The following is a 25392-nucleotide window of genomic DNA, read 5'->3' on the forward strand; positions in this document are numbered from 1 at the left end:
GTGCGTTAGTGGGAGGTGTAAAGCTCGATTGCAGGGTTTTACACACTGACATAGACTGTATGAATTCCGTTTCATAGCTGCCAGCCATTCTGGAGACAAGCATGCAGAACCGCCAGCCCAATTCCTCACGCCGGAGTTTCTTTTCCGGCGCCGCCACTGTAGGGGCTGCAGCAGCAGCCGTTGTGGCTCTCCCTCAGGTGATTCCCTCCGATGCCACGGTGTCAGAGCCTGCTCGTGTGGCACCTGAAAAGGGCGGTGGTTATCACCTGTCTGCCCACGTGAAGCAGTACTACAAAACCACCCAACTCTGACAGCGGGGCGCTCCATGTTGCTCACCAAGAAGTCCTCACACGCTGCGCAGGTCGCATCGTCGTCTGCCTCTCCCTTTGTTCATAGCCTGCGCCGTGGCCTTTCGCAGGCCTTGCCCACCATGGACCGGCGCTCGTTCCTGCGCCGTTCCGGTCTGGGTGTGGGCGTGGGTATTGCCGCATCGCAGCTGACACTGGTCAAGAAATCCAATGCTGCCGAAGGCGCCAAGGTTGGCATCGGCGACAGCAAGATCGAAGTGCGCCGCACCATCTGCACCCACTGCTCGGTGGGCTGCGCGGTGGACGCAGTGGTCGAGAACGGCGTGTGGGTGCGGCAAGAGCCTGTGTTCGATTCGCCCATCAACCTGGGTGCACACTGCGCCAAGGGCGCGGCGCTGCGTGAACACGGCCACGGCGAGTACCGCCTGCGCTATCCCATGAAGCTCGTCAACGGAAAGTACGAGCGCATCAGCTGGGACACGGCGCTGAACGAGATCACCGCCAAGATGCAGGAGCTGCGCAAGGCCAGTGGTCCGGACAGTGTGTACTTTGTGGGCTCGTCCAAGCACAACAACGAGCAGGCTTATCTGCTGCGCAAGTTCGTGAGTTTCTGGGGCACCAACAACTGCGACCACCAGGCGCGCATCTGCCACTCGACCACGGTGGCGGGTGTGGCCAACACATGGGGCTACGGCGCCATGACCAATTCGTACAACGACATGCAGAACAGCAAGGTCGCTTTGTACATTGGCTCCAACGCGGCCGAGGCCCACCCCGTGAGCATGTTGCACATGCTGCATGCCAAGGAAACCGGCTGCAAGATGATCGTGGTGGACCCGCGCTTCACCCGTACGGCCGCCAAGGCCGACGAGTATGTGCGCATTCGTTCGGGCACCGACATTCCTTTCCTGTTCGGCCTGCTGTATCACATCTTCAAGAACGGCTGGGAAGACAAGAAGTACATCAACGACCGCGTCTATGGCATGGACAAGGTGCGCGAGGATGTGCTGGCCAAGTGGTCGCCCGACAAGGTGGAAGAAGCCTGTGGCGTCAAGGAAGACCAGATGTTCAAGGTCGCCAAGATGCTGCACGACAACAACCCCGGCACCATCGTGTGGTGCATGGGCCAGACGCAGCACACCATTGGCAATGCCATGGTGCGTGCCTCGTGTATCTTGCAGCTGGCCCTGGGCAACGTGGGCAAGACGGGGGGCGGCACCAACATCTTCCGTGGACACGACAACGTGCAAGGCGCCACCGACGTGGGCCCCAATCCTGACTCGCTGCCCGGCTACTACGGCCTGGCCGAGGGCTCGTGGAAGCACTTCGCGGCGGTGTGGGGTGTGGACTTCGAGTGGATCAAAAAACAATACGCATCGCCCGCGATGATGACCAAGAGCGGCATCACCGTGTCGCGCTGGATCGACGGCGTGATGGAGAACAACGAACTCATCGACCAGGACTCCAACCTGCGCGGCGTGTTCTTCTGGGGGCACGCGCCCAATTCGCAGACGCGCGGCCTGGAGATGAAACGGGCCATGGACAAGCTTGATCTGCTGGTGGTGGTGGACCCATATCCTTCGGCCACCGCCGCCATGGCGGCCATGCCCGGCAAGGCCGAGGACCTGAATCCCAACCGTGCGGTGTACCTGCTGCCCGCGGCCACGCAGTTCGAGACCAGCGGCTCATGCACCGCATCCAACCGGTCGCTGCAGTGGCGCGAGAAGGTGATCGAGCCGCTGTGGGAGAGCCGCTCCGATCACATGATCATGCACCAGTTCGCCGAAAAGCTGGGCTTTGCCGCCGAGCTCTCCAAGAACTACAAGATGCAGAAGGTCAAGGGCATGGACGAGCCCGTGCCCGAGGACATCCTGCGCGAGATCAACAAGAGCGTGTGGACCATCGGCTACACCGGCCAGAGCCCTGAGCGCCTGAAGGCCCACATGAAGAACATGCACCTGTTCGACGTGAAGACCTTGAAGGCCAAGGGCGGCAAGGACAAGGACACGGGCTACGACTTCACCGGCGACTATTTTGGCCTGCCCTGGCCCTGCTACGGCACGCCTGAGCTCAAACACCCCGGCTCGGCCAACCTGTATGACACCTCCAAGCACGTGATGGACGGCGGTGGCAACTTCCGCGCCAACTTCGGCGTGGAGAAGGATGGCCAGAATCTGCTGGCAGAAGACGGATCGCACTCGCTCGGCGCTGAAATCACCACCGGTTACCCCGAGTTTGACCATGTGTTGCTCAAGAAGCTCGGCTGGTGGGATGACCTCAGCGATGCGGAGAAGGCCAAGGCCAAGGCCGAAGGCAAGAACTGGAAAACCGACCCCACGGGCGCGATCATCCGCGTGGCCATGAAGCATGGCTGTCACCCCTTTGGCAATGCCAAGGCGCGGGCCGTGGTGTGGAACTTCCCCGATGCCATTCCCCAGCATCGCGAGCCGCTGTATGGCACCCGGCCCGACCTGGTCGCCAAGTACCCCACACACGACGACAAGAAGGCCTTCTGGCGTCTGCCCACGCTCTACAAGAGCGTGCAGGACAAGAACGTGGCCGACAAGGCGTACGAAAAATTCCCGCTAATCCTCAGCTCAGGCCGTCTGGTCGAATACGAAGGCGGTGGCGAGGAAACCCGCTCCAACCCCTGGCTGGCCGAACTGCAGCAGGAATCGTTTGTCGAGATCAACCCCAAGACGGCTGCCGATCGGGGCATCCGCAATGGCGAACGTGTGTGGCTGAGTTCGCCCACCGGTGCCCGCATCAATGTGCAGGCGCTGGTGACCGAGCGCGTGGCACCCGATACGGTGTGGATGCCGTTCCACTTCTCGGGCCGTTGGCAGGGTGCGGACATGCTGGCTTACTACCCCAAGGGCGCAGCGCCTGTGGTGCGTGGCGAGGCGGTGAACACCGCAACGACGTATGGCTACGACAGCGTGACCATGATGCAAGAAACCAAGACCACGATCTGCAACGTGGAACGTGCTTGATCGCGCGGCGCAAGGAGACATCCCCATGGCACGAATGAAATTCATCTGCGACGCAGAGCGCTGCATCGAATGCAATGGCTGCGTGACCGCCTGCAAGAACGAGCACGAGGTGCCGTGGGGCGTGAACCGCCGCCGCGTGGTCACGCTCAACGACGGTGTGCCCGGCGAAAAGTCCATCTCGGTGGCCTGCATGCACTGCAGCGACGCGCCCTGCATGGCTGTGTGCCCCGTCAACTGCTTCTACCGCACCGAAGAGGGCGTGGTGCTTCACGACAAGGATGTGTGTATTGGTTGCGGCTACTGCAGCTACGCCTGCCCGTTCGGCGCTCCGCAGTTTCCGTCGCAAGGCACCTTCGGTGTACGCGGCAAGATGGACAAATGCACCTTCTGCGCGGGTGGCCCTGAAGCCCATGGCAGCCAGGCTGAGTTTGACAAATACGGCCGCAACCGTTTGGCCGAGGGCAAGCTGCCCGCCTGCGCAGAGATGTGCTCCACCAAGGCGCTGCTGGCCGGTGATGGCGATGTGGTGGCAGATATCTTCCGCAACCGTGTGGTGCAGCGTGGCAAGGGCGCCGAGGTGTGGGGCTGGGGGACGGCCTATGGTTCGCAGCAGGCAGGCCAGCCTGCAGGAGGCAAGTCATGACAAAGCGTCTTGTTCATTCGGCCCTGGCCGCCGCTGTGGCTCTGGTGGCGCTGACCGCCTGTGGCGAAAAGCCGCAGACCGGTGCGGGCATCCGCGGTGACGCTGCTCCCTATGCGGGCACGGGCAGCAATTTCATGCAGCCCGGCTGGAAGGCCGGGGACAAAGCCGGTTGGGAAGCGCAGCTCAAGGCGCGTCAGCAGTACGGCCAGAACGAATACACCCGCACCCAGTCCAAGTGAGGCCCGCCATGAAACACATCATGTGGTCCCTGGCTTTGGCGGCGGGGTGTGCCTGGGGGCCTGCGGGTGCCCAGGCTCCGGCAGCGCCGGATGCCGCCTCGCCTGCAGTTGCTGCACCAGTCGCCCCAGCGGCAGCCGGTGGCGGTGGCATCCAGAGCCAGAACATCTTTGAGGTCAAGCCGGACGCCAGCGCGGACCCCAAATACGCCGAGCAGACCAATGGCGAGCGCGCCAAGGTGCAGCCGGGCAACAACGCGCCCATGTGGCGCCAGGTGGGGCAGGGCGTCACGGGCTACAGCAGCCTGCCCAAAAGCCAGGCCCCCGAGGCAGGCAACCTGATCCAGCCTTTCGTGCAATACCCCGGCTCACGCTTCACCAACGCAGGCGAGGCATGGCGCCAGGTGCGCAACCACTGGATCATTCCATATGGTGCGGCCTTGTTTGCCATCGTCTTGCTGGCGCTGGGCATCTTCTACTCCATCAAAGGCCCGATGGGGCACGAACATCCCGATGGCGCAGGCACCCGCCGCATCGAACGTTTCACGCCGTTCGAGCGTGCGGCGCATTGGTCCAATGCCTTTGCGTTCATTGCGCTGGCCCTCTCTGGCATCGTCATGGCATTTGGCAAGTTCTTCCTGCTGCCCATCATGGGGACCACGCTCTTTGGCTGGCTTACCTATGCGCTCAAGAACGTGCACAACTTCATGGGCCCGCTGTTTGCCGTGTCCCTGCTGGTGATCATCCTCACCTTCGTCAAGGACAACATCGCCAACCGCGCGGACTTTGTGTGGCTGTCCAAGGGCGGCGGCATGCTGGGTGGTGACCACCAGGTTCCCTCCCACCGCTTCAATGCGGGCGAGAAGGGCCTGTTCTGGTGGGGCATCACCATCCCGGGCATCTTTGTGGTGGCCACGGGCCTCGTGCTCGACAAGCTCATCCCTGGCTTTGGTGACGTGCGCGGCGACATGCAGATCGCCCACATGATCCATGCCACCCTGGCGATCTGGATGATGGCGCTGATCTGTGGCCACATCTACATGGGCACGGTGGGCATGCGCGGTGCCTACAAGGCCATGAGGACGGGTTACGTGAGTGAAGGGTGGGCCAAGGAGCACCACGAGCTTTGGTACGACGATGTCCAGGCGGGAAAGATTCCTCGCCAGCGCAGCGCCAACCCACCGGCAGCCGATGCTGCAGCAACACCATCTGCGGGCCAGCCCGCGCAGGTATGAGGTTTCGCACCATGACGCAATTTTCTCGCTCTTCCTTGCTGGCGCTGTGCGCGGCCAGCGTCTGTACCCTGGCCTCGGCCAAGTTGCCTGCGCCTTCACCAGAAGCGGCTGCCAAGGCCGCAGAGACCGCCGCAAAAACCGCCTGGGCGGGCAAGGTCGACAACTACAAGCTGTGCCTGTCGCAGGACCGCGTGGCGGCCCACTACCGCAAAACCACGCCAGCGGCCAAGCCCGCAACGGCGGCAGGTGCTGCGTGCACCGACCCCGGCCCTTTCGCCTACACGCCGCCTGCGGCCAAGCCCATTGAAGCGGCGGGCGCCCATTCGCCACCGGGCACGGCCAGTAGCCCGCCCAGCACGCTGACGCCTGCCGCAGCCGCGTCAGCGCCCAAGTCCTGAGGGCCACCGTTGCCTGGCTGCTGAACGCCGCGCCCACCGAGTGGAGCGCGGCTTTTCTTTGTGGGCATGGCTTACGCAAGTAGGGCGGAGGCAAGTAGCTTGCCCCAAGGGGTGGCGGCTGTTGCATCCCGATTTGCGCAAGTCCTGGTGGGTTGTGGCACCCGTGCCGCAATCCATTCAGATCCCCCGTGCTCGTCCTTGGCGGCCTGTACTGCGTATATTCGCTCCATGCTCCCCCCTTCACCTTCTGCCTCCCCCGTTGCGCCCAAGCTGCCACGCCTGACGCAGGCGCATGCGCCCCTTACCCACAGTGTGGAGGTCGTCAACGAGCTGGGCGAGCGCGAGCAGGTGCAGATCCCCGCCGAGCGGCCCCTGACCATCTATGTCGACAAGCGTGAGCTCGTCACGCTCATGACCCTGGGTGCTCAACCCGAACTGTTGGTGCTGGGCTACCTGCGCAACCAGCGGCTGGTCGAGTCTGTGTTCGACATCGAATCCATCACCGTCGATTGGGAGGTGCACGCCGCTGCCGTGCGCACGCGCCACGGCATCGCCCGCATTGAAGAGCGCACTGCGAGCAAGGTGGTGACCACCGGCTGCGGCCAAGGCAGTGTGTTTGGCGGGCTTATGGACGAGGTGGATCGCATCACCCTGCCCGAGGCACGCCTGACACAGGGCGAGCTTTACGGCATCGTGAACGCCATCCGCCTCAAGGAAACCACCTACAAATCCGCAGGCTCCGTGCACGGTTGCGCCTTGTTCCGGGGCGAGGTGCTGCTGACCTTTGTGGAAGACGTGGGGCGCCACAACGCCATCGACACCATTGCCGGGTGGATGTGGATGAATACAGATGGCCTCCACGTGGCTGAAGATGTTTCCTCGGTGCTGCCGGGTGGCACGCCTGCAGAAAATGCCTCTTTGGAGAACCTGCACGCGCCGATGCCCGGTGCAGACAAGGTGTTCTACACCACGGGCCGGCTCACCAGCGAAATGGTCATCAAATCTGCGCAGATGGGTGTCCCCATCGTGGTGTCCCGCAGCGGCATGACGCAGATGGGGCACGCCGTAGCGCAGCAACTGGGCCTGTGCGCTATCGGGCGCGCCACCAATCGGCGGTTTGTCTGCTACAGCGGTACGGACCGGTTGGTGCTACAGCCGGAATTGGCGCAGCTGCCGGTGGTGCCTGTGGCTAAGGGGGCTGCTGCTTACTGAGACTGGTAGGAGCAAGGTGGATAGGCGCCACACTCGAAGGTTTGGGAGTAAGGGCTTTTCAAGCTGCCGCTGCTACCCATTCTTAACATCCAGTGTCTGAGCCGCAAAGCTATCAGCCGATGGTTGCTTTTCTCAAGAAGTTACAGTGTTTGCACCTTACTTAGCACAAACAAAATGGCTGATAGTTTCCCGCCTCTTAAGCCCGGTGACGCGGTTGTGCCATTGGCAAACCTCGCCATTCAATGCGGTTCAATTTCTGGCGCCGCTTCAGTTGGTCTGGTGCTCAGTCGCCTGAATTCAGCTTGGGGGCCAATGTTTATTGGAGCTCTGGCTGGCGCCTTTGTTGGAGCTGCAATTGGATGGGCTCTTGGCCGTCTGTGGTTCCCGGCAAGCTCAGGTCAAGTTTTTGTGGTCCGGGCGGGGAGGTCCGCGCTGCTGTTGACGCTGCGAGCTGCGCTTGCACCAGCCCTCTTGGCTGGAATCGGTTTGAGCATTCTCGCCGCAGTCTCTTTCGGCGCCTCGGCCTGGCCCTATGCCGTTTTGTCGGGGGCGATGGTCGCTGTTGCAGTTGGTCTGTTGTTTGGGCTTGGCTCCGCGCTGGCATGAGCGTGCGAGTTCGCACTCCCTTGCTTCGAGGTTTAAGTGACCGCTTCTTCATGCTGACATAGGTAGCGCTTGGCCGACAGAAGCCTCTCCCTCAATGGCATGATCCCCCCATGAAAGACCTGAACGCCAAGAGCGCCTGGGCCGACACCCTGCCAAGCCAGTGGGGGACCGAGCCCGCCAAGATTGAAATCCCTCTGGGCGAACAGCCACCAGTGCCTTCGTCGGACACGGCTTCCCCCATGGCCCCGGCTCCTACCCGGCTATCCCTTTGGGGCTGGATGCAAGAGGGCGTGCGGGCTGGATTGTTTCTGCCGCTGCGCACGGGCGCTGCCACGCCTTCGCCTTGGCAGGTGCTGGTGCTGTCGCTGCTGGGTGGCGCATTGCTGGTGGGGGCTGCGCGGTTTCAGGTGGCGGGGCCTGCGCAGTTCAATCTGCGGGGCTGGCTGGCACCGATGTGGAGCAGCCTGGTGCTGATGTGGCTGGCCTGGTGGGCCATGGCCCCGGCACAGCGCGCAGCTGCGGCAACAGAGGCGCCTTCGGCAAGTACCCCGGGGCCTTCGGGCGGGCTGGCGGCTTGGTATGTGCTGTCGGCGTGGGCGCCGCTGGCGCCCCTGTTGCTGTTGTATGCCTTGATGGGGGCCGTGGCGCACAAGCCTGCCCTGTGGGATGGGGCGGTGGCTGGCAATATTTTCTGGGTGGCCTATGCCTTGCTCACGCTGTGGGTGCTGGCTGTGCTGGTGGTGGTGAGTGCACGCTTCATTCGCTCGGGGTTGCGCACGGCCATCTTTTCGGTGGCGATGGCGGCAGTGATCGGGGTCGGCATGTGGCAGTTCCAGGACCAGCCCTGGGAGCTCGATGCACAGGCCCTGGCCGGTGCGTCCGCCCAGGCGGGCGACGGGGCGCAGGCACCACAGGAGCCCGCACGCCTTGTGCTGTCCCAGGCGGTCTTTGAAAACCAGCAGGCGCTGTGGGAGCGCCAGGTGAAGGCCCTGCCCGCCGGCCGCGATGGCGTGGTGGATGTCTATGGGCTCGTGTTCGCGCCTTACGCCAGCGAAAACGTGTTTCGACGCGAAAGCACCATGGTCAGTACGCTGCTGCAAGAGCGTTTTGACGCCCAGGGCCGCGTGATCCACCTGCTCAATCATGCCGAAACCGCAGACACCCACGCCTGGGCCACGCCGCAGAACCTGCAGCGCGCCATCGCCGCGCTGGCCCAGCGCATGGACCGCGATAGCGATGTGCTGGTGATCTACATGACCTCCCATGGCGCGCGCAACCATGAGCTGGCGGCCTCGCACTGGCCGCTGGAAGTGCCTCCCGTCACGCCCGAAATGCTGCGCACCATGCTGGACGAGGCGGGCATCCGCCACCGTGTGATTGCCGTGTCGGCCTGTTTTTCGGGTGGCTGGATCGAGCCCCTGGCTACCGACAGCAGCCTCATCATGACCGCCGCCGATGCCACGCACACCTCGTACGGTTGCGGCACGCGCTCCGAACTCACCTTTTTTGGCCGGGCAGTGTTCCACGAGCAGCTGCGCCAGACGCATTCGTTCACCGATGCCTTCGCCAAGGCCGTTCCCGTGATTGCGCAGCGCGAGGTAGAGGCTGGCAAGGAGGACGGCTTCTCCAACCCGCAGATCCATGTGGGCGCACAGATTGTGCCGGTGCTGCGGGCGCTGGAGCTGCGGCTGGCAGCCACCACGGTGGACGGGGAAGCTTCGGGCGCGCGGGGTGTCAAGCAACCCTGAGCCAAACACCCCACAGGCAGCCAGCCCGTTGACTTTGCGCTAAGGTCCATGCCATGAATCTGTCTTTTCTACGCTTGGGCTGGCGCACGCTGGCCCGTGACCTGCGCGCGGGCGAGTTGCGGCTGCTGATCGTGGCCGTGACGCTGGCAGTGGCTGCACTCACCTCGGTCGGCTTTTTTGCCGACCGCTTGCAGGGTGGCCTGCAGCGCGATGCATTGCAGCTGCTGGGTGGTGACGCCGTGGTGGCCAGCGACAACCCCACGCCCCCCGTGTTTGTCGAGCGTGCCAAGGCCCTGGGCCTGCAGACAGTGACCACCGTGGGCTTCCCGACGATGGGCCGTGCGAGTGACGCCCAGGGCGGCGCCAGCAAGCTGGTGGCGCTCAAAAGCGTGCCGCCGGGCTACCCGTTGCGCGGCAGCCTGAAGGTGGCAGACGCACCCGGTGCGCTCGACCAGCCCACCCGTGACATCCCGGCGCGCGGCGAAGTGTGGGTGGATGCCCCCCTGCTCGAATCGTTGAACCTGGCCATGGGCGACATGCTGCTGCTGGGCGATTCGCAGCTGCGCATTGCACGCATCATCGTCATCGAGCCCGACCGGGGCGCCGGTTTCATGAGCTTTGCCCCGCGTGTGATGGTCAACGATGCCGACCTGCCCGCCACGGGCCTGGTCCAGCCCGCCAGCCGCCTGACCTACCGCTTTGCCGTCATCGGATCGGTCCCCGCCGTCAAGGCGTTCAGCGAATGGGCCGTTGCCGAATCCAAGAAACCGGAGGTGCACGGCGTGCGCGTGGAGTCGCTCGAAAGTGGCCGCCCCGAAATGCGCCAGACGCTGGACCGTGCGCAGAAATTCCTGAGCCTGGTGGCCCTGCTGGCCGCGCTGCTGTCGGCCGTGGCCGTGGCCCTGGCCGCGCGCGGCTTTGCGGCCGAGCACCTGGATGCCTCGGCCATGCTGCGGGTGCTGGGGCAAAGCCAGCGCACCATCGCGGGTGCCTACACCGCCGAATTTGCGATGGTGGGCCTGTTCGCCAGCTCCCTGGGGGTGGCGCTGGGCTATCTGGTGCACTACGCCTTTGTGCTGCTGCTGGCGGGCCTGGTCGAGTCGGCCCTGCCGCCGCCCAGCCTGTGGCCCGTGGCGTTTGGGCTGGGCATGGGGCTCACGCTGCTGTTCGCCTTTGGCCTGCCGCCCGTGCTGCAGCTGGCCCAGGTGCCGCCGCTGCGCGTCATCCGGCGCGACGTGGGCGGGCTCAAGCCCGCATCGCTGGCGGTGCTGGGCATCGGCATTGCCGGGTTTGCGGCCCTGCTGCTCACGGTCAGCAGCGACATCACGCTGGGGCTGATCGCCGTGGGCGGTTTTGCCGGCGCGGTGGCCCTGTTTGCGGGGCTGTCGTGGGTGGCGGTGAAGCTGCTGCGCAAGAGCGTGAACGAGGCCACCGCCCCGCGCTGGCTGGTGCTGGCCACGCGGCAGATTTCTGCGCGCCCGGCCTATGCCGTGGTGCAGGTGAGCAGCCTGGCTGTGGGCTTGCTGGCACTGGTGCTGCTGGTGCTGCTGCGCACCGACCTGGTGGACAGCTGGCGCAAGGCGACCCCGCCCGATGCGCCCAACCGCTTTGTGATCAACGTAATGCCCGATCAGGCAGAGGCCTTCCAGCAGGCCCTACAGGCCGGCGGTGTCGCGAAGTACGACTGGTACCCCATGATCCGTGGCCGCCTGCTGGCCGTGAACGGCAAGCCCGTGGGCCCTGACAACTACACCGACGACCGCGCCAAGCGCCTGGTGGACCGCGAATTCAACCTCTCCAATGCCGTGGAGGCGCCGCCCCACAACCAGGTGGTTGCCGGTGCATGGACGCCGGGCGAAGAAGGCGCCATCAGCGTCGAAGAGGGCATTGCAGAAACCCTGGGCCTGAAAATGAGCGACCGCCTGTTGTTCGACATGGGCGGCGTGCAGAACGAGGCGCGCATCACCAGCCTGCGCAAGGTGGACTGGGGCTCCATGCGGGCCAACTTTTTCGTGATGTACCCCGTGGCCACCGTCAAGGACGTGCCCGTGACCTACCTGGCCGCCTACCGCGCGCCCGAGACCAATGGCTTTGACAACGGGCTGGTGCGCCAGTTTCCCAACATCACCAACGTGGACATGGGCGCCACCATTGCCCAGGTGCAGCGCGTGCTGGAGCAGGTGATCCGCGCGGTGGAGTTCCTGTTTGCCTTTACCCTGGCCGCTGGTTTGGTGGTGCTGTTTGCCGCTGTGACGGCCACGCGCGAAGAGCGCGCCCGCGAATACGCCATCATGCGCGCCGTGGGCGCCCGCGCCAGCCTGCTGCGGCAGGTGCAGCGCGCCGAGCTGATGGGCGTGGGCCTGCTGGCGGGTTTCCTGGCCAGCGCCGTGGCAGTGGGCGTGGGCTGGGCGCTGGCGCGCTTCGTTTTTGACTTCACCTGGACGGCCGCCCCGTGGGTGCCCCTGGCGGGCGCCGTGGCTGGGGCGGTGCTGGCGCTGGCCGCCGGCTGGTGGGGCCTGCGCGAGGTGCTGCTGCGCCCGGTGGTGGACACGCTGCGCCGTGCTGCAGAGTAGTTTGCTACTATTTTTATAGCTATTGACGCCTGTATATCAAGCGCCAGAGCCTTGTTTGATTCATTTTTTTCGACCCGCACGGGCCATTCCACCCCGGGTAGTCTCACGCTGGCTTGGCAAATGGCGTGCGGATGTCCGACAGAAACTGCTGCGCGCGCGGGTGCCGGGGCCGGGTAAAAAAGTCGGCGGGTATCGCACGTTCCAGCACACGGCCTTCGTCCATGAAAAGCACGCGGTCGGCCACCTCACGGGCAAAGCCCATTTCGTGCGTGACGCAGACCATGGTCATGCCGTCCCGCGCCAGGTCGCGCATGACCACCAGCACCTCGCCCACCATCTCGGGGTCCAGCGCGCTGGTGGGTTCGTCGAACAGCATGAGCGGCGGCTCCATGGCCAGGGCGCGCGCAATGGCCACGCGCTGTTGCTGGCCGCCCGACAGCTCATTGGCCCAGGCATTGGCCTTGTGCGCCAGGCCCACGCGGTCGAGCAGCGCCAGCGCCCGCCGTTCGGCTTGCGCTTGCGACAGGCCGTGCAGCTGAATGGGCGCAAGCGTGCAGTTGTCCAGCACCGAAAGATGGGGAAACAGATTGAACTGCTGGAACACAAAGCCGATGCGCGAGCGCAGCGTGTTCACGTCCACCCCAGGTCCATAGATGTTGTGCCCGTCGATCAGGATGCGCCCGCCCTGGATGGGCTCGAGCCGGTTGAGCGTGCGGATCAAGGTGGACTTGCCTGAGCCCGACGGCCCGCAGACCACGACCACCTCGCCCTGCGCGATGGTCTCGGTCACATCCACCAGGGCGTGATAGCTGCCGTACCACTTGTTAACTTCGTGCAGTTCGATCATGTTGTAAGGGGCTTGGGAGTAGAAGAGGGGGCCGATGCGGAGCGCCGCGCCAGCCGGCGTTCCAGCCCATAGGCCAGGCGCGAGAGGCCGAAGCACAGCACGAAGTAGGTGAAGCCCAGGATGCCGAACACTTCCGCCGGCCGGGTGAAGACCTGGGTGTTGATCTGGGTGGCGATGAAGGACACTTCGGTCAGGCCGATGATGTAGCCCAGCGAGGTCTCCTTGATGGTGGAGACGAACTGATTGACCAGCGAGGGCAGCATGCTGCGCAGCGCCTGCGGCAGCACCACCCGGCGCATGGCGCGCGGGTAGCTCAGGCCCAGCGCGCGCGCGCACTCCAGCTGCCCGCGCGGCACGCCCAGGATGCCCGCGCGAACGATCTCGGCCAGGTAGGCGGCGTTGAAGATCACGAGCGCAAGCAGCATGGTGGTGAACTGGCCGGTCTTCACGCCCGTCACGCTGGGCAAAAAGAAGTAGGCCCAGAAGATCACCATCAGGAGCGGTGTGCCGCGCACCACATACACGACGGCTGTCACCGGCCAGCGCACAGCACGCCACGGGCTCACGCGCGCGAGTCCAAACAGCACGCCCAGCGGCAGTGCCAGCAGGAGGGCGCCTGCGGCCAGCACCAGAATGAGTGCCAGGCCACCCAGCGGGCCATTGGGGTACTGGCCGACCAGGAAGTACAGCCAGTAGGTGTCAATCAGCTCCAGCATGTGTGCCTATCCATTGTTCACTGCGATGCGCGCTATCTGCGGCGCATAAAACTGGCGCTGCCAAGGCCAGTGCCCCCGTGCAAGGGCCGCCAAGCCGCATATGCGGCGCTTCGCTTGCGTGCACCGGGGGCGTCCCCCTCCCAGACTGCGAAGCAATATGAGAGAGGGGGAGGGCGCGAAGCGACTCAGGGGGTGTTTCATCAGATCGTCCGCACGGGATAGCGGTGGTGGTACCAGCTCGCCAGCCCGGTGACGAGCAGCGATACCGTAAGGTAGGCGGCGCTGGCGAAGGCAAAGGCCTCGATGCTGCGGAACGTCGCGCTCTCCACCTTGGCCGCCTGGTACATCAGCTCGGCCACGCCGATCACGGTGGCGATCGAGGTGTTCTTCCAGAGGTTGAGGGCCTGCGAGATCAGTGGCGGCACGGTCACGCGCAGCGCCTGCGGCAGCACCACTCGGCGCATGGTGGCCAGAAAGCCGAAGCCCAGGGCGCGGCCCGCCTCCATCTGCACTGTGGGGATGGACCGGATGCCGCTGCGGATGTCCTCGGCCATGAAGGCGGCGGTGTAGAGCGAGAGCGCAACAACGGCGGCCGCGGCCTCGGCATGGCCGCTGTCGTAGAGCCACTGCCTGGCCGCTTCGGGCAGCAGCTCGGGCGCGCCGAAGTACCAGAACAGCATATGCGCCAGCAGCGGCACATTGCGAATGCCTTCGACAAACACAAAGCCCGCCCAGCGCAAGGGCGCCACGGGCGCCAGGCGCAGCAGGGCGACCACCAGGGCGAGGGGCAGGGCCAGCACCAGCGATGCGGCCAGCAACTGCAGCGACAGCATCAGGCCACCCATCAGCATCAGGTGGTACTTGCCGCTCAGCAGCAGGGAATAGTCAAACAAAGGCATGCATGCCAGCCATTCAGAAAAACGGCACGCAGGGTGCGTGCGCGGCGGCATCCCACACCGGGACCGGGACCGGGACCGGGAGAATGTCTGGGAAAAGGCGTGTGGCATGCGCCAACGGCATGTGCGACGCCTTCATCCCACCCCCTTGCGGTCGCGCCGCCGTGGGTTCAGCCATCAACCGTCGATCTTGTCCGACTCGAACTTGAAGGGGCGGTTGGTGAACTTGATCTTGGTCTGTGGGCCGTACCACTTGAAGAAGATCTTTTCGGCTTCGCCCGACTTTTCCAGTTCGCGCAGCGTCTCGTCCACCACCGACTTCACGGCGGTCTCGCCTTTCTTGATGCCCAGGGCCAGCGGCTCCACGCTCAGGTTGGTGGGCAGGATGGCGTAGTCCTTGTTGCGCTCGCCCAGTTTGGCGAAGTCATCGATCAGCGAAGACTCGTCGTTCACGTAGCCCACGCCCTTGCCCTGCTGCAGTGCCAAAAAGGCCTGCTGGGTCGTCTCGAACGTCACCACGTCCACCGTGGGCACCGCCTTGCGCACATTGGGTTCCTGCGTGCCGCCCTTCACAGTGACCACACGCTTGCCGGCCAGGTCTGCCACGTCCTTGATGCCGCTGGCCTTCTTGACCAGCACCTTCTGGCCCGTGACAAAGGTGGTCAGCGAGAAGTCGATCTGCGCCTCACGCTCCTTGTTGTGCGTGAGCGAGGCGGCCAGGATGTCCACATGGCCCTGCTGCAGCTCGGGGATGCGGGCGGCCACCGCCAGTTGCTTGAACACGGGCTTGACGCCGATCTTCTTGGCGATGGCCTTGCCCAGGTCCACGTCGTAGCCGATCAGTTCGCGCGTCTTGGGGTCGATGAAGCTGTTGGGCTCGTCGGTGCCCAGCACGCCGACGACCAATTCGCCCTTCTTCTTGATGTCGGCCAGTTGGTCGGCGTGGGCGGCTCCTGCAACGGCGAACGCTGCTGCGACCAGGGAAGCAATGAAACGGATGCGCATCGATTTTTCTCCAGACAGTGATGAGGATGAGCCAGGGCTGCCATGCGGACTACCATGCGGACAGAGCCCTGAGCCCTCAAGCTTCGAAGGCTACCGATCCAACGGTCAGATATGAACATCGGTTTTTTTATAATCAAACTCAACAAACGAGCTTGCATTCGCGACGCCCTTCGATTCCATGGATGACACCCCCCACACTGCGGCCACGGCCACCACACCCTTTGAATGGATCGGTGGTGAAGACCGCGTGCACGCCCTCACCGAACGCTTCTACGACCTGATGGATCTGGAGCCCGGCTACGCCGAACTGCGTGCAGCCCACGGCAGCGACCTCGTGCAGGCGCGGCAAAAACTCTTCTGGTTCTTGTGCGGTTGGCTGGGTGGACCTGACCACTACCAAAGCCGCTTCGGCCACCCTCGCCTGCGCATGCGGCACATGCCGTTTTCCATCGGCATCAAGGAGCGCGACCAGTGGGTGGCGTGCATGGACCAGGCCATGGGCGAGACGGGCGTGCCCGACGCTTTGCGCGCCCGCTTGAAGGACAGCTTCATGGGCACGGCGGACTGGATGAGGAACAAGGGCACCCCCTGAGCGGCTGGGCCGTTTCCCTCGCAGCCTGTGGATGGGCCGGGTGTGCGACCATAGCACAGGACGCTATGTTTTTAATAGCTTATAGCGCTTGACAGGTAAGCGCTGCAGGCTGTTTTAACGCTTAAATCCCTACCCGCTGAAATGTATGGCCCCTTTGGGAAAGGCGCGCTACTAAGATGCGCCCATCATCCATTCATTCAATTCACAACAAGGAGGGTGGGACATGTCAGCTACTGCTTGGATCGTTCTGGGCCTGGCCGCCGTGCTGGTGGTGTGGGCCGTCATTGTGTACAACCGGCTGGTGCAGCTGCGCAACCGCATCGCCAATGCGTTCGGCCAGATCGACGTGCAGCTCAAGCGCCGCCATGACCTGGTGCCCAACCTGGTCGAAGTCGCCAAGGGCTACCTCAGCCACGAGGCCGCCACGCTCGAAGCGGTCATCAAGGCCCGCGGCCAGGCTCAGGGCGCTGCCGCCGCCGTGCGGGCAGAGCCTGGCAGCGCCAACGCCATGGGCGCGCTCGCAGCGGCCGAGGGCGTGCTGGGCAGCAGCCTGGGCCGCCTGATGGTGGTGGCCGAGGCGTATCCCGAACTCAAGGCCGACGCCACCATGCAGTCGTTGTCCGAAGAGCTGACCAGCACCGAAAACCGCCTGGGCTTCGCGCGCCAGGCGTACAACGACCAGGCGCTGGAATTCAACGACGCGGCGGCGCAGTTTCCTGACCTGGTCGTGGCGCGCCTGCTGGGCTTTCCCACCGTGCCCATGCTCGAATCCACGCGCAGCGAAGAAGAGCGCACCGCGCCGCAGGTGCGGTTCTCGTAAGCCATATCGATGGGCCTCTGAGTCGCTGGCGGCGCTGTTCCCTTCCGGGGAAGCACGCGGCGGCACGGCCCATCCCAATCCACGGATGCACCGGCAGGGCTGCGACCAGTTCTGCCCGCAGTGGATATCTCACCAACTGGAGAGGGTGCCATGAAGTTCTGGGACCATCAGGACAACGCGCGCAGCGAGACGCGGCGCCTGCTGCTGGGCTTTGCCCTTGCCGTGGCCGTGCTGGTCGTCGCAGTGCATGCGGCGCTGGCGCTGGCCTGGCTGCTGATGGCCGCCGTGCTGCCCGGGCAGCTCCCGTTTCCGCAGGGATTCCTGGCTGCCAATGTGGGCGTGTCGCTCCTGCTGGTGCTGGGCGGCTGGTGGGTGGAGACCTCCAACCTGCGCGCGGGCGGCGTCAAGCTGGCCCGGCGGGTGGGCGCGCGCGAGCTGCGGCCCTCGCTCTCGCATGCCGAGCAGCGCCTGTCCAACATCGTCGACGAGCTGTGCATCGCGGCCCACATGCCCCGGCCCGAGATCATGGTGATGCCGCGCGCCGACGCCATCAACGCCTTTGCCGCCGGCTGGGACGAGAGCGATGCGGTGATCGCCGTGACGCAGGGCGCGCTCGACTACCTGAACCGCGAGGAAATGCAGGGCATGGTCGCCCACGAGCTCTCGCACCTGCACGAGGGCGACACGCGCCTGAAGATGCAGCTGGCGGGCATGGTGTTCGGGCTGGAGTTGGTCTACAACTTCGGCGACACGCTGCGCGAGCGCCGGGGCCTGTCATGGTGGTTCGGGTCGGCCATCATGCTGGCCGGCCTTGCGGGCTGGCTGACCGGCCGCATGCTCAAGGCCGCGGTGTCGCGCCAGCGCGAGTACCTGGCCGACGCCCGCGCCGTGCAATGGACGCGCAGCCGCGACGGCCTGGGCGGCGTGCTGCGCAAGGTCATGGCCCAGCGCCGCGACCTGCCGCGCGGCTACGAAGAGCACAGCCATAAGGGACTGAACCACCCCTCGGTGCAGCACATGCTGCTGGTGGACCTGGGCGGCGGCGGTCGCATGGAGCGATGGCTCGACTCGCACCCCACGCTCGATGAGCGCGTGCAGCGCCTCTATGGCCGCAAAATGCAGCCGATCAAGGTCACACCGGTGGCCGCAGCCCCCGAGCCTGCCTGGCGCCCAGAGAGTGCAGGGCAGCCCGCCGGCGCGACGTTGGCGTCGCTGGTGGATCCGTTCGCACGGTATCTTTGATCCCCCCTGTGTCGCCTTCGGCGCCTTCCCCCCAGGGGAACGCACCCGGCGGCTTGGCCGAGCCAGTCCACGGGTGCACTGATAGTGGGCCGCGCCGGTGAGTGTCTGCGTTCTCGGTGGCATAGTGGTGGGCCTTTCAATGCCGAGATCTTTTATGTCCCGTGACACGCGTTTTCAGGAACAAGCCCAGGCCCTGGGCTACAGCTTCGATGGCGAGATCAAGATCGGTGGCAACTACGTGCCGCTGGTGCGCGACGGTCACCACATCTACCTGAGCGGCCAGATCCCGCGCGTCGGCGATACCGTGGTGGTCACGGGTGCGGCCGGTGCGGGTGCGTCGCTGGTCGATGCGCAGAAGGCTGCCAAGGTCTGCGCGATGCGTGCACTGGCTTTGCTGCAGCGCGCACTCGGCTCACTCGATGCAGTGCAGGCCATCCTGCGCATCACCGTGTACGTGCAGTCGGCGCCCACATTCACGCAGCAAAGCGAAGTGGCCGATGGCGCATCGGACCTGCTGTTTGCCGTGTTGGGCTCGGCGGGCGCCCACACGCGCACCTCGGTGGGCGTGCTGCAGCTGCCCAAAAATGCGACGGTCGAGGTGGATTTGATTGCCACCGTGGCATCCAAGGCCGTCTGAGCGCCGTGCGCCGCGCGCGGGCCGCCGCAGAAACCGCAGGAGAGTCCCATGACCATGACGGAATCCGTGCACCAGGGAAGCTGCCTGTGCGGCGGTGTGCGGTACGAGACCACGGCGCCCCTGCAGGCGGCCTCGCACTGCCACTGCTCGATGTGCCGCAAGGCGCATGGCGCGGCCTTTGGCAGCTATGCCAGCGTGCGGTGCGAACACCACCGGTTTGTGCAGGGCCAGGCATTGGTCCGTACCTACCAGTCTTCGGCCCAGGTCACGCGCACGTTCTGCGCGGTGTGTGGGTCGCCGCTGCTATGGCACAGCGAGGGCTCCCACGCCGATTGGGTGGCCGTGCCGCTGGGTACGCTGGATACCGTCTTTGATACGCCGCCCCAAAAACACATCTACGTGGACTCCAAAGCGCCCTGGGTGGTGATCTGCGATGGTTTCCCGCAAGAGCCACAGGGCTAGGGGCCATGCCAGTCCGAGACCTTCTCGATCAGGACATCCCGCAGGTGCATGCCTTGCTGGTTGCGCACGGCTGGTCGCACCGGCTAGGCACCCTGTCGCAGTTCGAGGCGCTGGTGGCTGCGTCGCAGTGCAACCTGGTGGCGCTGCACGGGGACGAGGTGGTGGGCTATGCGCGCGCCATTACCGACGGGCTCAGCAATGGCTACCTGTCCATGCTGGTCGTGGCCACTGCGTTTCGGGGCCAGGGGCTGGGACGCGCGCTGGTGCAACAAACGTTGGCCAAAGCGCCCGCAGCCACCTGGGTGCTGCGCGCTGGCCGTCCAGGTGCGTCCGAATTCTTTGCGAGAATGGGTTTTGCTCCGTCGGCCATTGCCATGGAGCGCACACGCTCCACCTGACACGCTTGAACGCCATGAACCACCCCCGTTTCAACGTCTTCGGCCGCATCGTCGAGGTGCGGCGTGAGGGCGCGCTGTGGCAGGCCTACCGCGTGGGGTCCGATGGCAAGCGGACTCCTTCGGGTTTCGTGATTCCCGACTTCGTGGAAGAGCACGAACTGGCGCAGTTTCTGGAAGACCTGTTCCACGAAAGCGCTTCCCCGCACAACGGCGACGTGCACCGCATCGCCTGAAGGGGCGGGCAGGCGTGGGCTTTTGCACCACGTCACACCGCTGTCAAACCCCGGCCAGACACTCGGACCCTTGTTCCAACAAGGGCCTTGTTCATGTCTGAACGCACTCGCAGCCGACTTCTTTCCCTTTCGTCCTTCCATGGCGGGCGCCGCACCGCCACGCTGAGCGCGCTGGCCCTGGCCGCGTCGCTGTCCGCATGCGGCGGCGGTGATGGCGGCAGCGTCAACAACAACGCTGGCGCCACCGCCACGCTGGCCGTGCTGGAGACCACCGACCTGCACTTCAACGTGCGCAGCTACGACTACTTCAAGCTGGCCGAGGACAAGAGCTACGGCTTCGAGCGCACCGCCACGCTGGTGCGCGCGGCGCGCAAGGAGTTTGCCAACACCCTGCTGGTGGACAACGGCGACACCATCCAGGGCACGGCGCTGGCCGACTACGAGGCCACCATCAACCCCATCCCCTGCACGCAGCAGCTGTCCATGTACAAGGCGATGGGCGCGCTGGGCTTTGATGCCGGCACGTTGGGCAACCACGAGTTCAACTACGGCCTTCCGTTCCTGAACCAGGTGCTGGGTGGCGGGCTGGAGGTGGACGGTGTGGATGCCGCCAAGAAGTGCGCAGGCGCGGGCTTCCCCGTGGTGCTGGCCAATGTGACCAGCAACAAGACGAAGAAGCCGCTGGTGCAGCCCTACACGGTGCTGGAGCGCACGCTGACGGCCAGGGGCTCGGACGGTAAAGAGGTGAAGCTGCCCATCAAGATCGGCGTGATCGGCTTCACCACGCCCGGCATCATGAACTGGGACAAGCGCTACCTGGAGGGCAAGGTCACTACCGAGGGCGCGGTAGAGGCCGCCACCAAATACGTGCCCGAGCTGCGTGCCAAGGGCGCGGACATCGTGGTGGCGCTGCTGCACGGCGGGCTCGATGGCGCGGCCTACTCGGCCACCATGGAGAACCCGGGCCTGCACCTGTCGAAGGTGGCGGGTATTGACGCGATGGTGATGGGGCACCAGCACGGCGTGTTCCCTGACACGGCGGCCACGCCGGGCTTCAACCTGCCGGGCGTGGACCACAAGGCTGGCACCGTGAATGGCGTGCCCGCAGTCATGGCCAGCTCCTGGGGCAAGTCGCTGGGCGTGGTGCAGCTGGCACTGCAGTGGGACGGTGCCAAGTGGGCGGTTAACAAGTCGGCCAGCAAGTCTGAGCTGCGCAACACACAGAGCAAGAACCCTGCGGGCACGACGGTGACCGTGGATGCAGACCCCGCCATTGCCCCGCTGATCGAGACCCAGCACCAGGCCGCCATCCAGTACGTGAAGACGCCCATCGGCCAGACCGACTTCCGCATGAGCACGCTGTTTGCCGACGTGGGTGACCCTGGCGCGATCCAGATCGTGAACCAGGCGCAGCAGGCCTATGTGGCGGCCTACATCAAGGCCAGTCTGCCGCAGTACGCGCAGCTGCCCGTGCTGTCGGTGAGCGCGCCGTTCAAGAGCGGCTTCCAGGGCGGTGCCGACTACACCGACGTGGCCGTGGGCCCGCTGGCCATCAACAACGCGGCCGACCTGTACCTGTACCCCAACACCGTGTACGCGGTGAAGGTGAACGGTGGCGACATCAAGAAATGGCTGGAGGCCGCTGCCAAGCGCTTCAACCAGATCGACCCGGCCAAGACCACCGAGCAGCAGCTCATCAGCACCTTCCCGGGCTACAACTTCGACATGTTCACCACGGCCGACGTGCAGTACGAGATCGACGTCACGCAGCCCGTGGGCAGTCGCATCAAGAACCTGGCCTACCTGGGCAAGCCCATCGACGTGGCGCAGGAGTTCGTGATCGCCACCAACAACTACCGCGCCACCAGCGGCAAGAGCTTTATCGACAAGCTCGATGGCTCCGGCACAATCTGGGCCTCACCCGACGCCAACCGGGACGTGGTGATCGACTACATCCGCAAGAACCCGGCGGTGACCCGCACCGCGAGCGGGGCAGCCAAGAGCTGGCGTTTTGCCAAGGCCACGGTGGCGGGCCCGGTGGTGTTCAGTTCGGGGGGCAATGCGCTCAGCGTGGCACAGGCGGCCGGGCTGGCCAATGTGTCGCTGCTGGCGGCCGATGACGGATCGGGCAAGGGCACGTCGAAGTACGGTGTGGACCTGTCGAAATAGGTATCAGCATCCCGCCATGGGGAGTGTGGCGGCGCGTGCCTTCGCGGCACCGTCGCTGCATATCCCGATAGATTGCTATGTTTTTGATAGCTTTCAGCGCATTTCCATCAAGCGCTAGAAGCTTTTTTCTTATGTATTTCTGTACAGCACGGGCTGCAGCAGCACGACCAGCGCCCCGGCGCCTCCGTCCATGGGCCGGGCCTGCACAAAGGCCAGCACCTCGTTCTTTTGCACCAGCCAGCGCTGCACGCGGCCCTTGAGCACGGGGCTCTTGCCGGGTGAGCCCAGCCCCTTGCCGTGCACCACGCGCACGCAGCGCAGGCCGATCTTGTGGGCTTGGCGGATGAAGTCGCCCAGCGCCTCGCGCGCCTCGTCCACGCGCAGGCCGTGCAGGTCGAGCTGGCGCTGGATGCTCCAGTGGCCTGAGCGCAGGCGGCGTGTCACCTCCACGCCGATACCGGGGCGGCGAAAGCTGAGCTGGTCGTCGGTGTCGAGCAGGGTGCTCACGTCGAAGTCGTCACTGATCGATTCGAGCAGTACCCGCTCTTCGTCCAGCCAGTGCTGCACAGGCAGCGGCGGCGGCAGGTGCTTGCGCAGCCGCGCCACGTTGGGGTTGCGCAGCGGGGTGACGGTGCCCACGCTGCGGCTGAAGAGGTGGCGCTCGGCCTCGGCCCGGGCGGCGGCCTCGCGTCGGGCCTTTTCTTCGGCCTGGCGGCGTTCCTGGTCCTCGCGCAGGCGGCGGGCCACGGTGGCCAGGTCCTGCAGCTGGGTGATGCGTTCACCCGTCCGGCGCGGGGTGGGTGGTGCGCGGCGCCGGGGTGGTGTCGCGATTTCACCGGCGACAGGTGCTGGGGGGGCGTGGCGCAGGGGGCGCATGGCAGCTTTGGCTGCGGCTTTTTTCTCGGCCAAACCAGCGCGCCGGGCTGTCCGGGAGATTGCGGGGGAGGGCGCAGCGGGAGCGGGTGTTGGCTCTGTTGCCGCCGTGCTGTTTACCCCAGCCGTGCGGGTAGCGCGTGCCAGCGCGGCGTGCAATGCCGTGGGCGGGTGGGCTGGCGCAGGCGCAGGGGCAGTCACACCAGTCCCTTTTCGGCCATCGACAGCGCCTGGCCCGGCGCCACGATGACGTGGTCGAGCACGCGCACGTCCACCAGGGCCAGCGTGGTCTTCAGGGTTTGTGTCAGGGCTTCATCGGCACGGCTCGGTTCCACGCTGCCGCTGGGGTGGTTGTGGGCCAGCACCACGGCGGCCGCCTGGTGGTGCAGGGCGCGCAGCACCACCTCGCGCGGGTACACGCTGGTCTGCGTGAGCGTGCCGCGAAACAGCTCCTCCATGGCCAGCAGGCGGTTTTGCGCATCGAGGAACAGCACCGCAAACACCTCGTGCCCCTTGGCGGCCAGGTGCAGCTGCAGGTAGTGCTTGACGGCATCGGGCGAGTCGAACACCTCGCGTTCGCGCAGCTGCTGGGCCAGGGCGCGGCGCGCGAGTTCGAGCACGGCCACCAGTTCGGCGCGTTTGGCGGGGCCCAGACCCTTGATGCGTTCCAGATCGGCTGCGCTGGTGTGCAGCAGCCCGGCAATGCCGCCAAAGCCACCTGTGATGCAGCCGGTGGTGGCGTCGATGCCGGGCGGGTCCAGCAGCTCCTGCGCCATCTGCAGCACGCCCTTGCCCACAATGCCGGTGCGCAGCAGGATGGCCAGCAGCTCGGCATCGGCCAGGGCGGCGGGGCCGCGTGCCAGCAGTTTCTCGCGGGGCTGGGCGTCGGCGGGCAGGTCTTTGAGGGGCATGGCGCAGGGTCTTTGACACCCGTCAGGGGCCGACGGGCGTAGGGCTTTGCCCGGTTTTCTACAATTGGGGCAGTTTATCGGGACTCTCATGACCATTACCGCCACCCCCCTTCCCACCGTTCAGCCGGGTTCTTTCCTCACGCTGCACTACCGCCTGGCCGGCCCGGCGGGGGATGTGATCAACACTTTTACCGACAAACCCGCCACCCTGTCGCTGGGCACGGGCGAGCTGTCGCCCGCCATGGAGCAGCGCCTGCTGGGCTTGGCCGAAGGCACGCGCACCACGTTCGAGCTGCCTGCGGGCGAGGCTTTTGGCGAGCGCAATGCCGACATGCAGCAGTGGGTGGCGCGCAAGCTGATGAACGAACTGGGCGATCCCGACGAAAAGTACAACGTGGGCGATGTGGTGCAGTTCCCTACGCCCGATGGCCAGGGCAGCTATGCAGGCGCCGTGATGCAGGTGCGCGACGACGGCGCGGTGCTGTTCGACTTCAACCACCCGCTGGCGGGCCAGCCGGTGACCTTTGAAGTGCAACTGATCGGAATCCTGTGATGCAGGCGCCGCAAGAGATCCTGCTGGCCGAGCCGCGCGGGTTTTGCGCGGGTGTGGACCGCGCCATCGAGATCGTGGAGCGTGCCATCCAGAAGTTTGGCGCCCCCATCTACGTGCGCCACGAGATCGTGCACAACACCTACGTGGTGAACGACCTCAAGGCCAAGGGCGCGATTTTTATCGAAGAGCTGTCGGACGTGCCACCCGGCGCCACGCTGGTCTTCAGCGCCCATGGCGTGAGCAAGGCCGTGCAGCAAGAGGCCGTGGCGCGCGGTTTCAGCATTTTTGACGCCACCTGCCCGCTGGTGACCAAGGTGCACGTCGAAGTGGCCAAGCTCGCCAAGGAGGGCTACGAATTCATCATGATCGGGCACAAGGGCCACCCCGAGGTGGAAGGCACCATGGGCCAGCTGGACCATGGCATCCACTTGGTGGAAGACGTGGCCGATGTGGCCCGTGTGCAGCCCGCGCAGACGGCAAAACTCGCGGTGGTCACGCAGACCACATTGAGCGTGGACGACGCCGCCGAGATTTCTGCCGCCGTGCGTGCACGCTTCCCCAGCGTGCGCGAGCCCAAGCAGCAGGACATCTGCTACGCCACCCAAAACCGGCAGGACGCCGTGAAAGTGCTGAGCCCGCAAGTGGACGTGGTGATCGTGGTGGGCAGCCCCACCAGTTCCAACAGCAACCGCCTGCGCGAGCTGGCCGCCAAGCTGGGCACCACCGCCTACATGGTGGACAGTGCTGACGAGCTGCGCGGCGAGTGGTTTGACGGCACGGCCCGCGTGGGCCTTACCGCCGGTGCCTCGGCCCCGGAAATCCTGGTGCAGCAGGTCATCGACCGCATCAAGGCGCTGGGCGCGGTATCGGTGCGCACCATGGCCGGCATCGAGGAAACCATCAAGTTCCCGCTGCCCAAGGGGCTCAAGATCGACGCAGCCACGGGCCTGAGCATCACCGAACGCACGCCAGAGACGGGGCCTGCGGGGCATTGAGCAGTGTGGTGCAGGGAGAGTGCTTCTAAATTGATAGCTACTGGCGCTTGATGGATAAGCGCTGGGGCTCAATTTTTATCATATTCTCGCC

The 25392-nt window shown here is 65.2% G+C and carries 26 protein-coding genes; 20 read left to right on the forward strand and 6 right to left on the reverse strand.

What is annotated here, in order from left to right:
* Window positions 1–101 precede the first annotated feature (101 nt).
* From IB243_RS05985 to IB243_RS06030, 10 genes are all read left to right on the forward strand, one after another.
* Window positions 102–311: a formate dehydrogenase gene (locus tag IB243_RS05985; RefSeq protein WP_010463284.1), complete on the forward strand. Its 210-nt coding sequence runs from the start codon at window positions 102–104 to the stop codon at window positions 309–311.
* Between the two features lie 14 nt (window positions 312–325).
* Window positions 326–3301 carry a formate dehydrogenase subunit alpha gene (locus IB243_RS05990; RefSeq protein ID WP_192425757.1) on the forward strand — a complete coding sequence of 992 codons (2976 nt, stop codon included), beginning with the start codon at window positions 326–328 and terminating at the stop codon, window positions 3299–3301.
* 25 nt (window positions 3302–3326) lie between these two features.
* Window positions 3327–3944 (forward strand): formate dehydrogenase FDH3 subunit beta, encoded by a 618-nt coding sequence (gene fdh3B, locus IB243_RS05995; protein ID WP_010463288.1) that lies wholly within the window; start codon window positions 3327–3329, stop codon window positions 3942–3944.
* Window positions 3941–4183, forward strand: a complete 243-nt coding sequence (locus IB243_RS06000) for a hypothetical protein (RefSeq protein ID WP_010463289.1) — start codon at window positions 3941–3943, stop codon at window positions 4181–4183. The genes fdh3B and IB243_RS06000 overlap by 4 nt, the downstream gene beginning before the upstream one ends.
* 8 nt (window positions 4184–4191) lie before the next feature.
* On the forward strand, window positions 4192–5415 hold the full coding sequence (locus tag IB243_RS06005) for a formate dehydrogenase subunit gamma (protein WP_192425759.1): 1224 nt from the start codon (window positions 4192–4194) through the stop codon (window positions 5413–5415).
* Between the two features lie 11 nt (window positions 5416–5426).
* Entirely contained in the window at window positions 5427–5813 is a 387-nt protein-coding gene (locus IB243_RS06010) for a hypothetical protein (protein ID WP_192425761.1), read from the forward strand.
* Window positions 5814–6041: 228 nt separating this feature from the next.
* Window positions 6042–7025, forward strand: a complete 984-nt coding sequence (locus IB243_RS06015) for a formate dehydrogenase accessory sulfurtransferase FdhD (RefSeq protein WP_192425762.1) — start codon at window positions 6042–6044, stop codon at window positions 7023–7025.
* A gap of 174 nt (window positions 7026–7199) precedes the next feature.
* The gene (locus IB243_RS06020) at window positions 7200–7631 is read left to right on the forward strand and encodes a hypothetical protein (RefSeq protein WP_192425763.1); all 432 of its coding nucleotides are present in this window, start codon (window positions 7200–7202) and stop codon (window positions 7629–7631) included.
* 110 nt (window positions 7632–7741) lie between these two features.
* Window positions 7742–9379 (forward strand): C13 family peptidase, encoded by a 1638-nt coding sequence (locus IB243_RS06025; RefSeq protein ID WP_192425764.1) that lies wholly within the window; start codon window positions 7742–7744, stop codon window positions 9377–9379.
* A gap of 53 nt (window positions 9380–9432) precedes the next feature.
* A complete protein-coding gene (locus IB243_RS06030; protein ID WP_192425765.1) occupies window positions 9433–11952 on the forward strand; it encodes an ABC transporter permease in 2520 nt (839 codons plus the stop codon).
* A 103-nt stretch (window positions 11953–12055) separates the two neighbouring features.
* Here IB243_RS06030 and IB243_RS06035 read toward each other — a convergent pair whose 3' ends face one another.
* The 4 genes from IB243_RS06035 to IB243_RS06050 all read right to left on the reverse strand — a co-directional run bounded on the left by IB243_RS06035 (window position 12056) and on the right by IB243_RS06050 (window position 15416).
* The gene (locus IB243_RS06035) at window positions 12056–12799 is read right to left on the reverse strand and encodes an amino acid ABC transporter ATP-binding protein (RefSeq protein WP_192425766.1); all 744 of its coding nucleotides are present in this window, start codon (window positions 12797–12799) and stop codon (window positions 12056–12058) included.
* Complete coding sequence (locus IB243_RS06040) at window positions 12796–13515, reverse strand: amino acid ABC transporter permease (protein WP_192425767.1); 720 nt, start codon at window positions 13513–13515, stop codon at window positions 12796–12798. Before IB243_RS06040 ends, IB243_RS06035 begins: the two co-directional genes overlap by 4 nt.
* A gap of 200 nt (window positions 13516–13715) precedes the next feature.
* Window positions 13716–14414: an amino acid ABC transporter permease gene (locus IB243_RS06045; RefSeq protein WP_192425768.1), complete on the reverse strand. Its 699-nt coding sequence runs from the start codon at window positions 14412–14414 to the stop codon at window positions 13716–13718.
* A gap of 174 nt (window positions 14415–14588) precedes the next feature.
* Window positions 14589–15416, reverse strand: a complete 828-nt coding sequence (locus IB243_RS06050) for an ABC transporter substrate-binding protein (protein ID WP_192425769.1) — start codon at window positions 15414–15416, stop codon at window positions 14589–14591.
* A 178-nt stretch (window positions 15417–15594) separates the two neighbouring features.
* On the opposite strand from IB243_RS06050, the gene IB243_RS06055 reads away from it, so the two are divergent.
* The 8 genes from IB243_RS06055 (at window position 15595) to IB243_RS06090 (ending at window position 21969) form a co-directional block, all read left to right on the forward strand.
* Window positions 15595–16008 carry a group II truncated hemoglobin gene (locus IB243_RS06055; RefSeq protein ID WP_192425770.1) on the forward strand — a complete coding sequence of 138 codons (414 nt, stop codon included), beginning with the start codon at window positions 15595–15597 and terminating at the stop codon, window positions 16006–16008.
* A gap of 223 nt (window positions 16009–16231) precedes the next feature.
* Window positions 16232–16828, forward strand: coding sequence for a LemA family protein (locus IB243_RS06060; protein WP_192425771.1), 597 nt, complete (start codon window positions 16232–16234; stop codon window positions 16826–16828).
* 150 nt (window positions 16829–16978) lie between these two features.
* On the forward strand, window positions 16979–18070 hold the full coding sequence (locus IB243_RS06065; RefSeq protein WP_192425773.1) for a M48 family metalloprotease: 1092 nt from the start codon (window positions 16979–16981) through the stop codon (window positions 18068–18070).
* A 154-nt stretch (window positions 18071–18224) separates the two neighbouring features.
* The gene (locus tag IB243_RS06070; protein WP_192425775.1) at window positions 18225–18707 is read left to right on the forward strand and encodes a RidA family protein; all 483 of its coding nucleotides are present in this window, start codon (window positions 18225–18227) and stop codon (window positions 18705–18707) included.
* Between the two features lie 48 nt (window positions 18708–18755).
* Complete coding sequence (locus IB243_RS06075; protein ID WP_192425777.1) at window positions 18756–19169, forward strand: GFA family protein; 414 nt, start codon at window positions 18756–18758, stop codon at window positions 19167–19169.
* Window positions 19170–19174: 5 nt separating this feature from the next.
* Window positions 19175–19567 carry a GNAT family N-acetyltransferase gene (locus IB243_RS06080; RefSeq protein ID WP_057226513.1) on the forward strand — a complete coding sequence of 131 codons (393 nt, stop codon included), beginning with the start codon at window positions 19175–19177 and terminating at the stop codon, window positions 19565–19567.
* A gap of 14 nt (window positions 19568–19581) precedes the next feature.
* Entirely contained in the window at window positions 19582–19800 is a 219-nt protein-coding gene (locus tag IB243_RS06085) for a hypothetical protein (RefSeq protein WP_192425779.1), read from the forward strand.
* A 93-nt stretch (window positions 19801–19893) separates the two neighbouring features.
* Window positions 19894–21969: a bifunctional 2',3'-cyclic-nucleotide 2'-phosphodiesterase/3'-nucleotidase gene (locus IB243_RS06090; protein ID WP_192425781.1), complete on the forward strand. Its 2076-nt coding sequence runs from the start codon at window positions 19894–19896 to the stop codon at window positions 21967–21969.
* A 129-nt stretch (window positions 21970–22098) separates the two neighbouring features.
* Here IB243_RS06090 and IB243_RS06095 read toward each other — a convergent pair whose 3' ends face one another.
* Both IB243_RS06095 and radC read right to left on the reverse strand, forming a co-directional pair.
* A complete protein-coding gene (locus IB243_RS06095; RefSeq protein WP_225584770.1) occupies window positions 22099–22845 on the reverse strand; it encodes a Smr/MutS family protein in 747 nt (248 codons plus the stop codon).
* Window positions 22846–23039: 194 nt separating this feature from the next.
* Entirely contained in the window at window positions 23040–23753 is a 714-nt protein-coding gene (gene radC, locus IB243_RS06100; RefSeq protein WP_010463323.1) for a DNA repair protein RadC, read from the reverse strand.
* Window positions 23754–23841: 88 nt separating this feature from the next.
* Between radC and IB243_RS06105 the strand changes: the two genes are divergently transcribed.
* Window positions 23842–24306 (forward strand): peptidylprolyl isomerase, encoded by a 465-nt coding sequence (locus IB243_RS06105; RefSeq protein WP_192425783.1) that lies wholly within the window; start codon window positions 23842–23844, stop codon window positions 24304–24306.
* Entirely contained in the window at window positions 24306–25301 is a 996-nt protein-coding gene (gene ispH / locus IB243_RS06110) for a 4-hydroxy-3-methylbut-2-enyl diphosphate reductase (RefSeq protein WP_192425785.1), read from the forward strand. Before IB243_RS06105 ends, ispH begins: the two co-directional genes overlap by 1 nt.
* Window positions 25302–25392: the final 91 nt, after the last annotated feature.

Source organism: Acidovorax sp. ACV01, assembly GCF_014851495.1.
GTDB lineage: Bacteria > Pseudomonadota > Gammaproteobacteria > Burkholderiales > Burkholderiaceae_C > Acidovorax > Acidovorax radicis.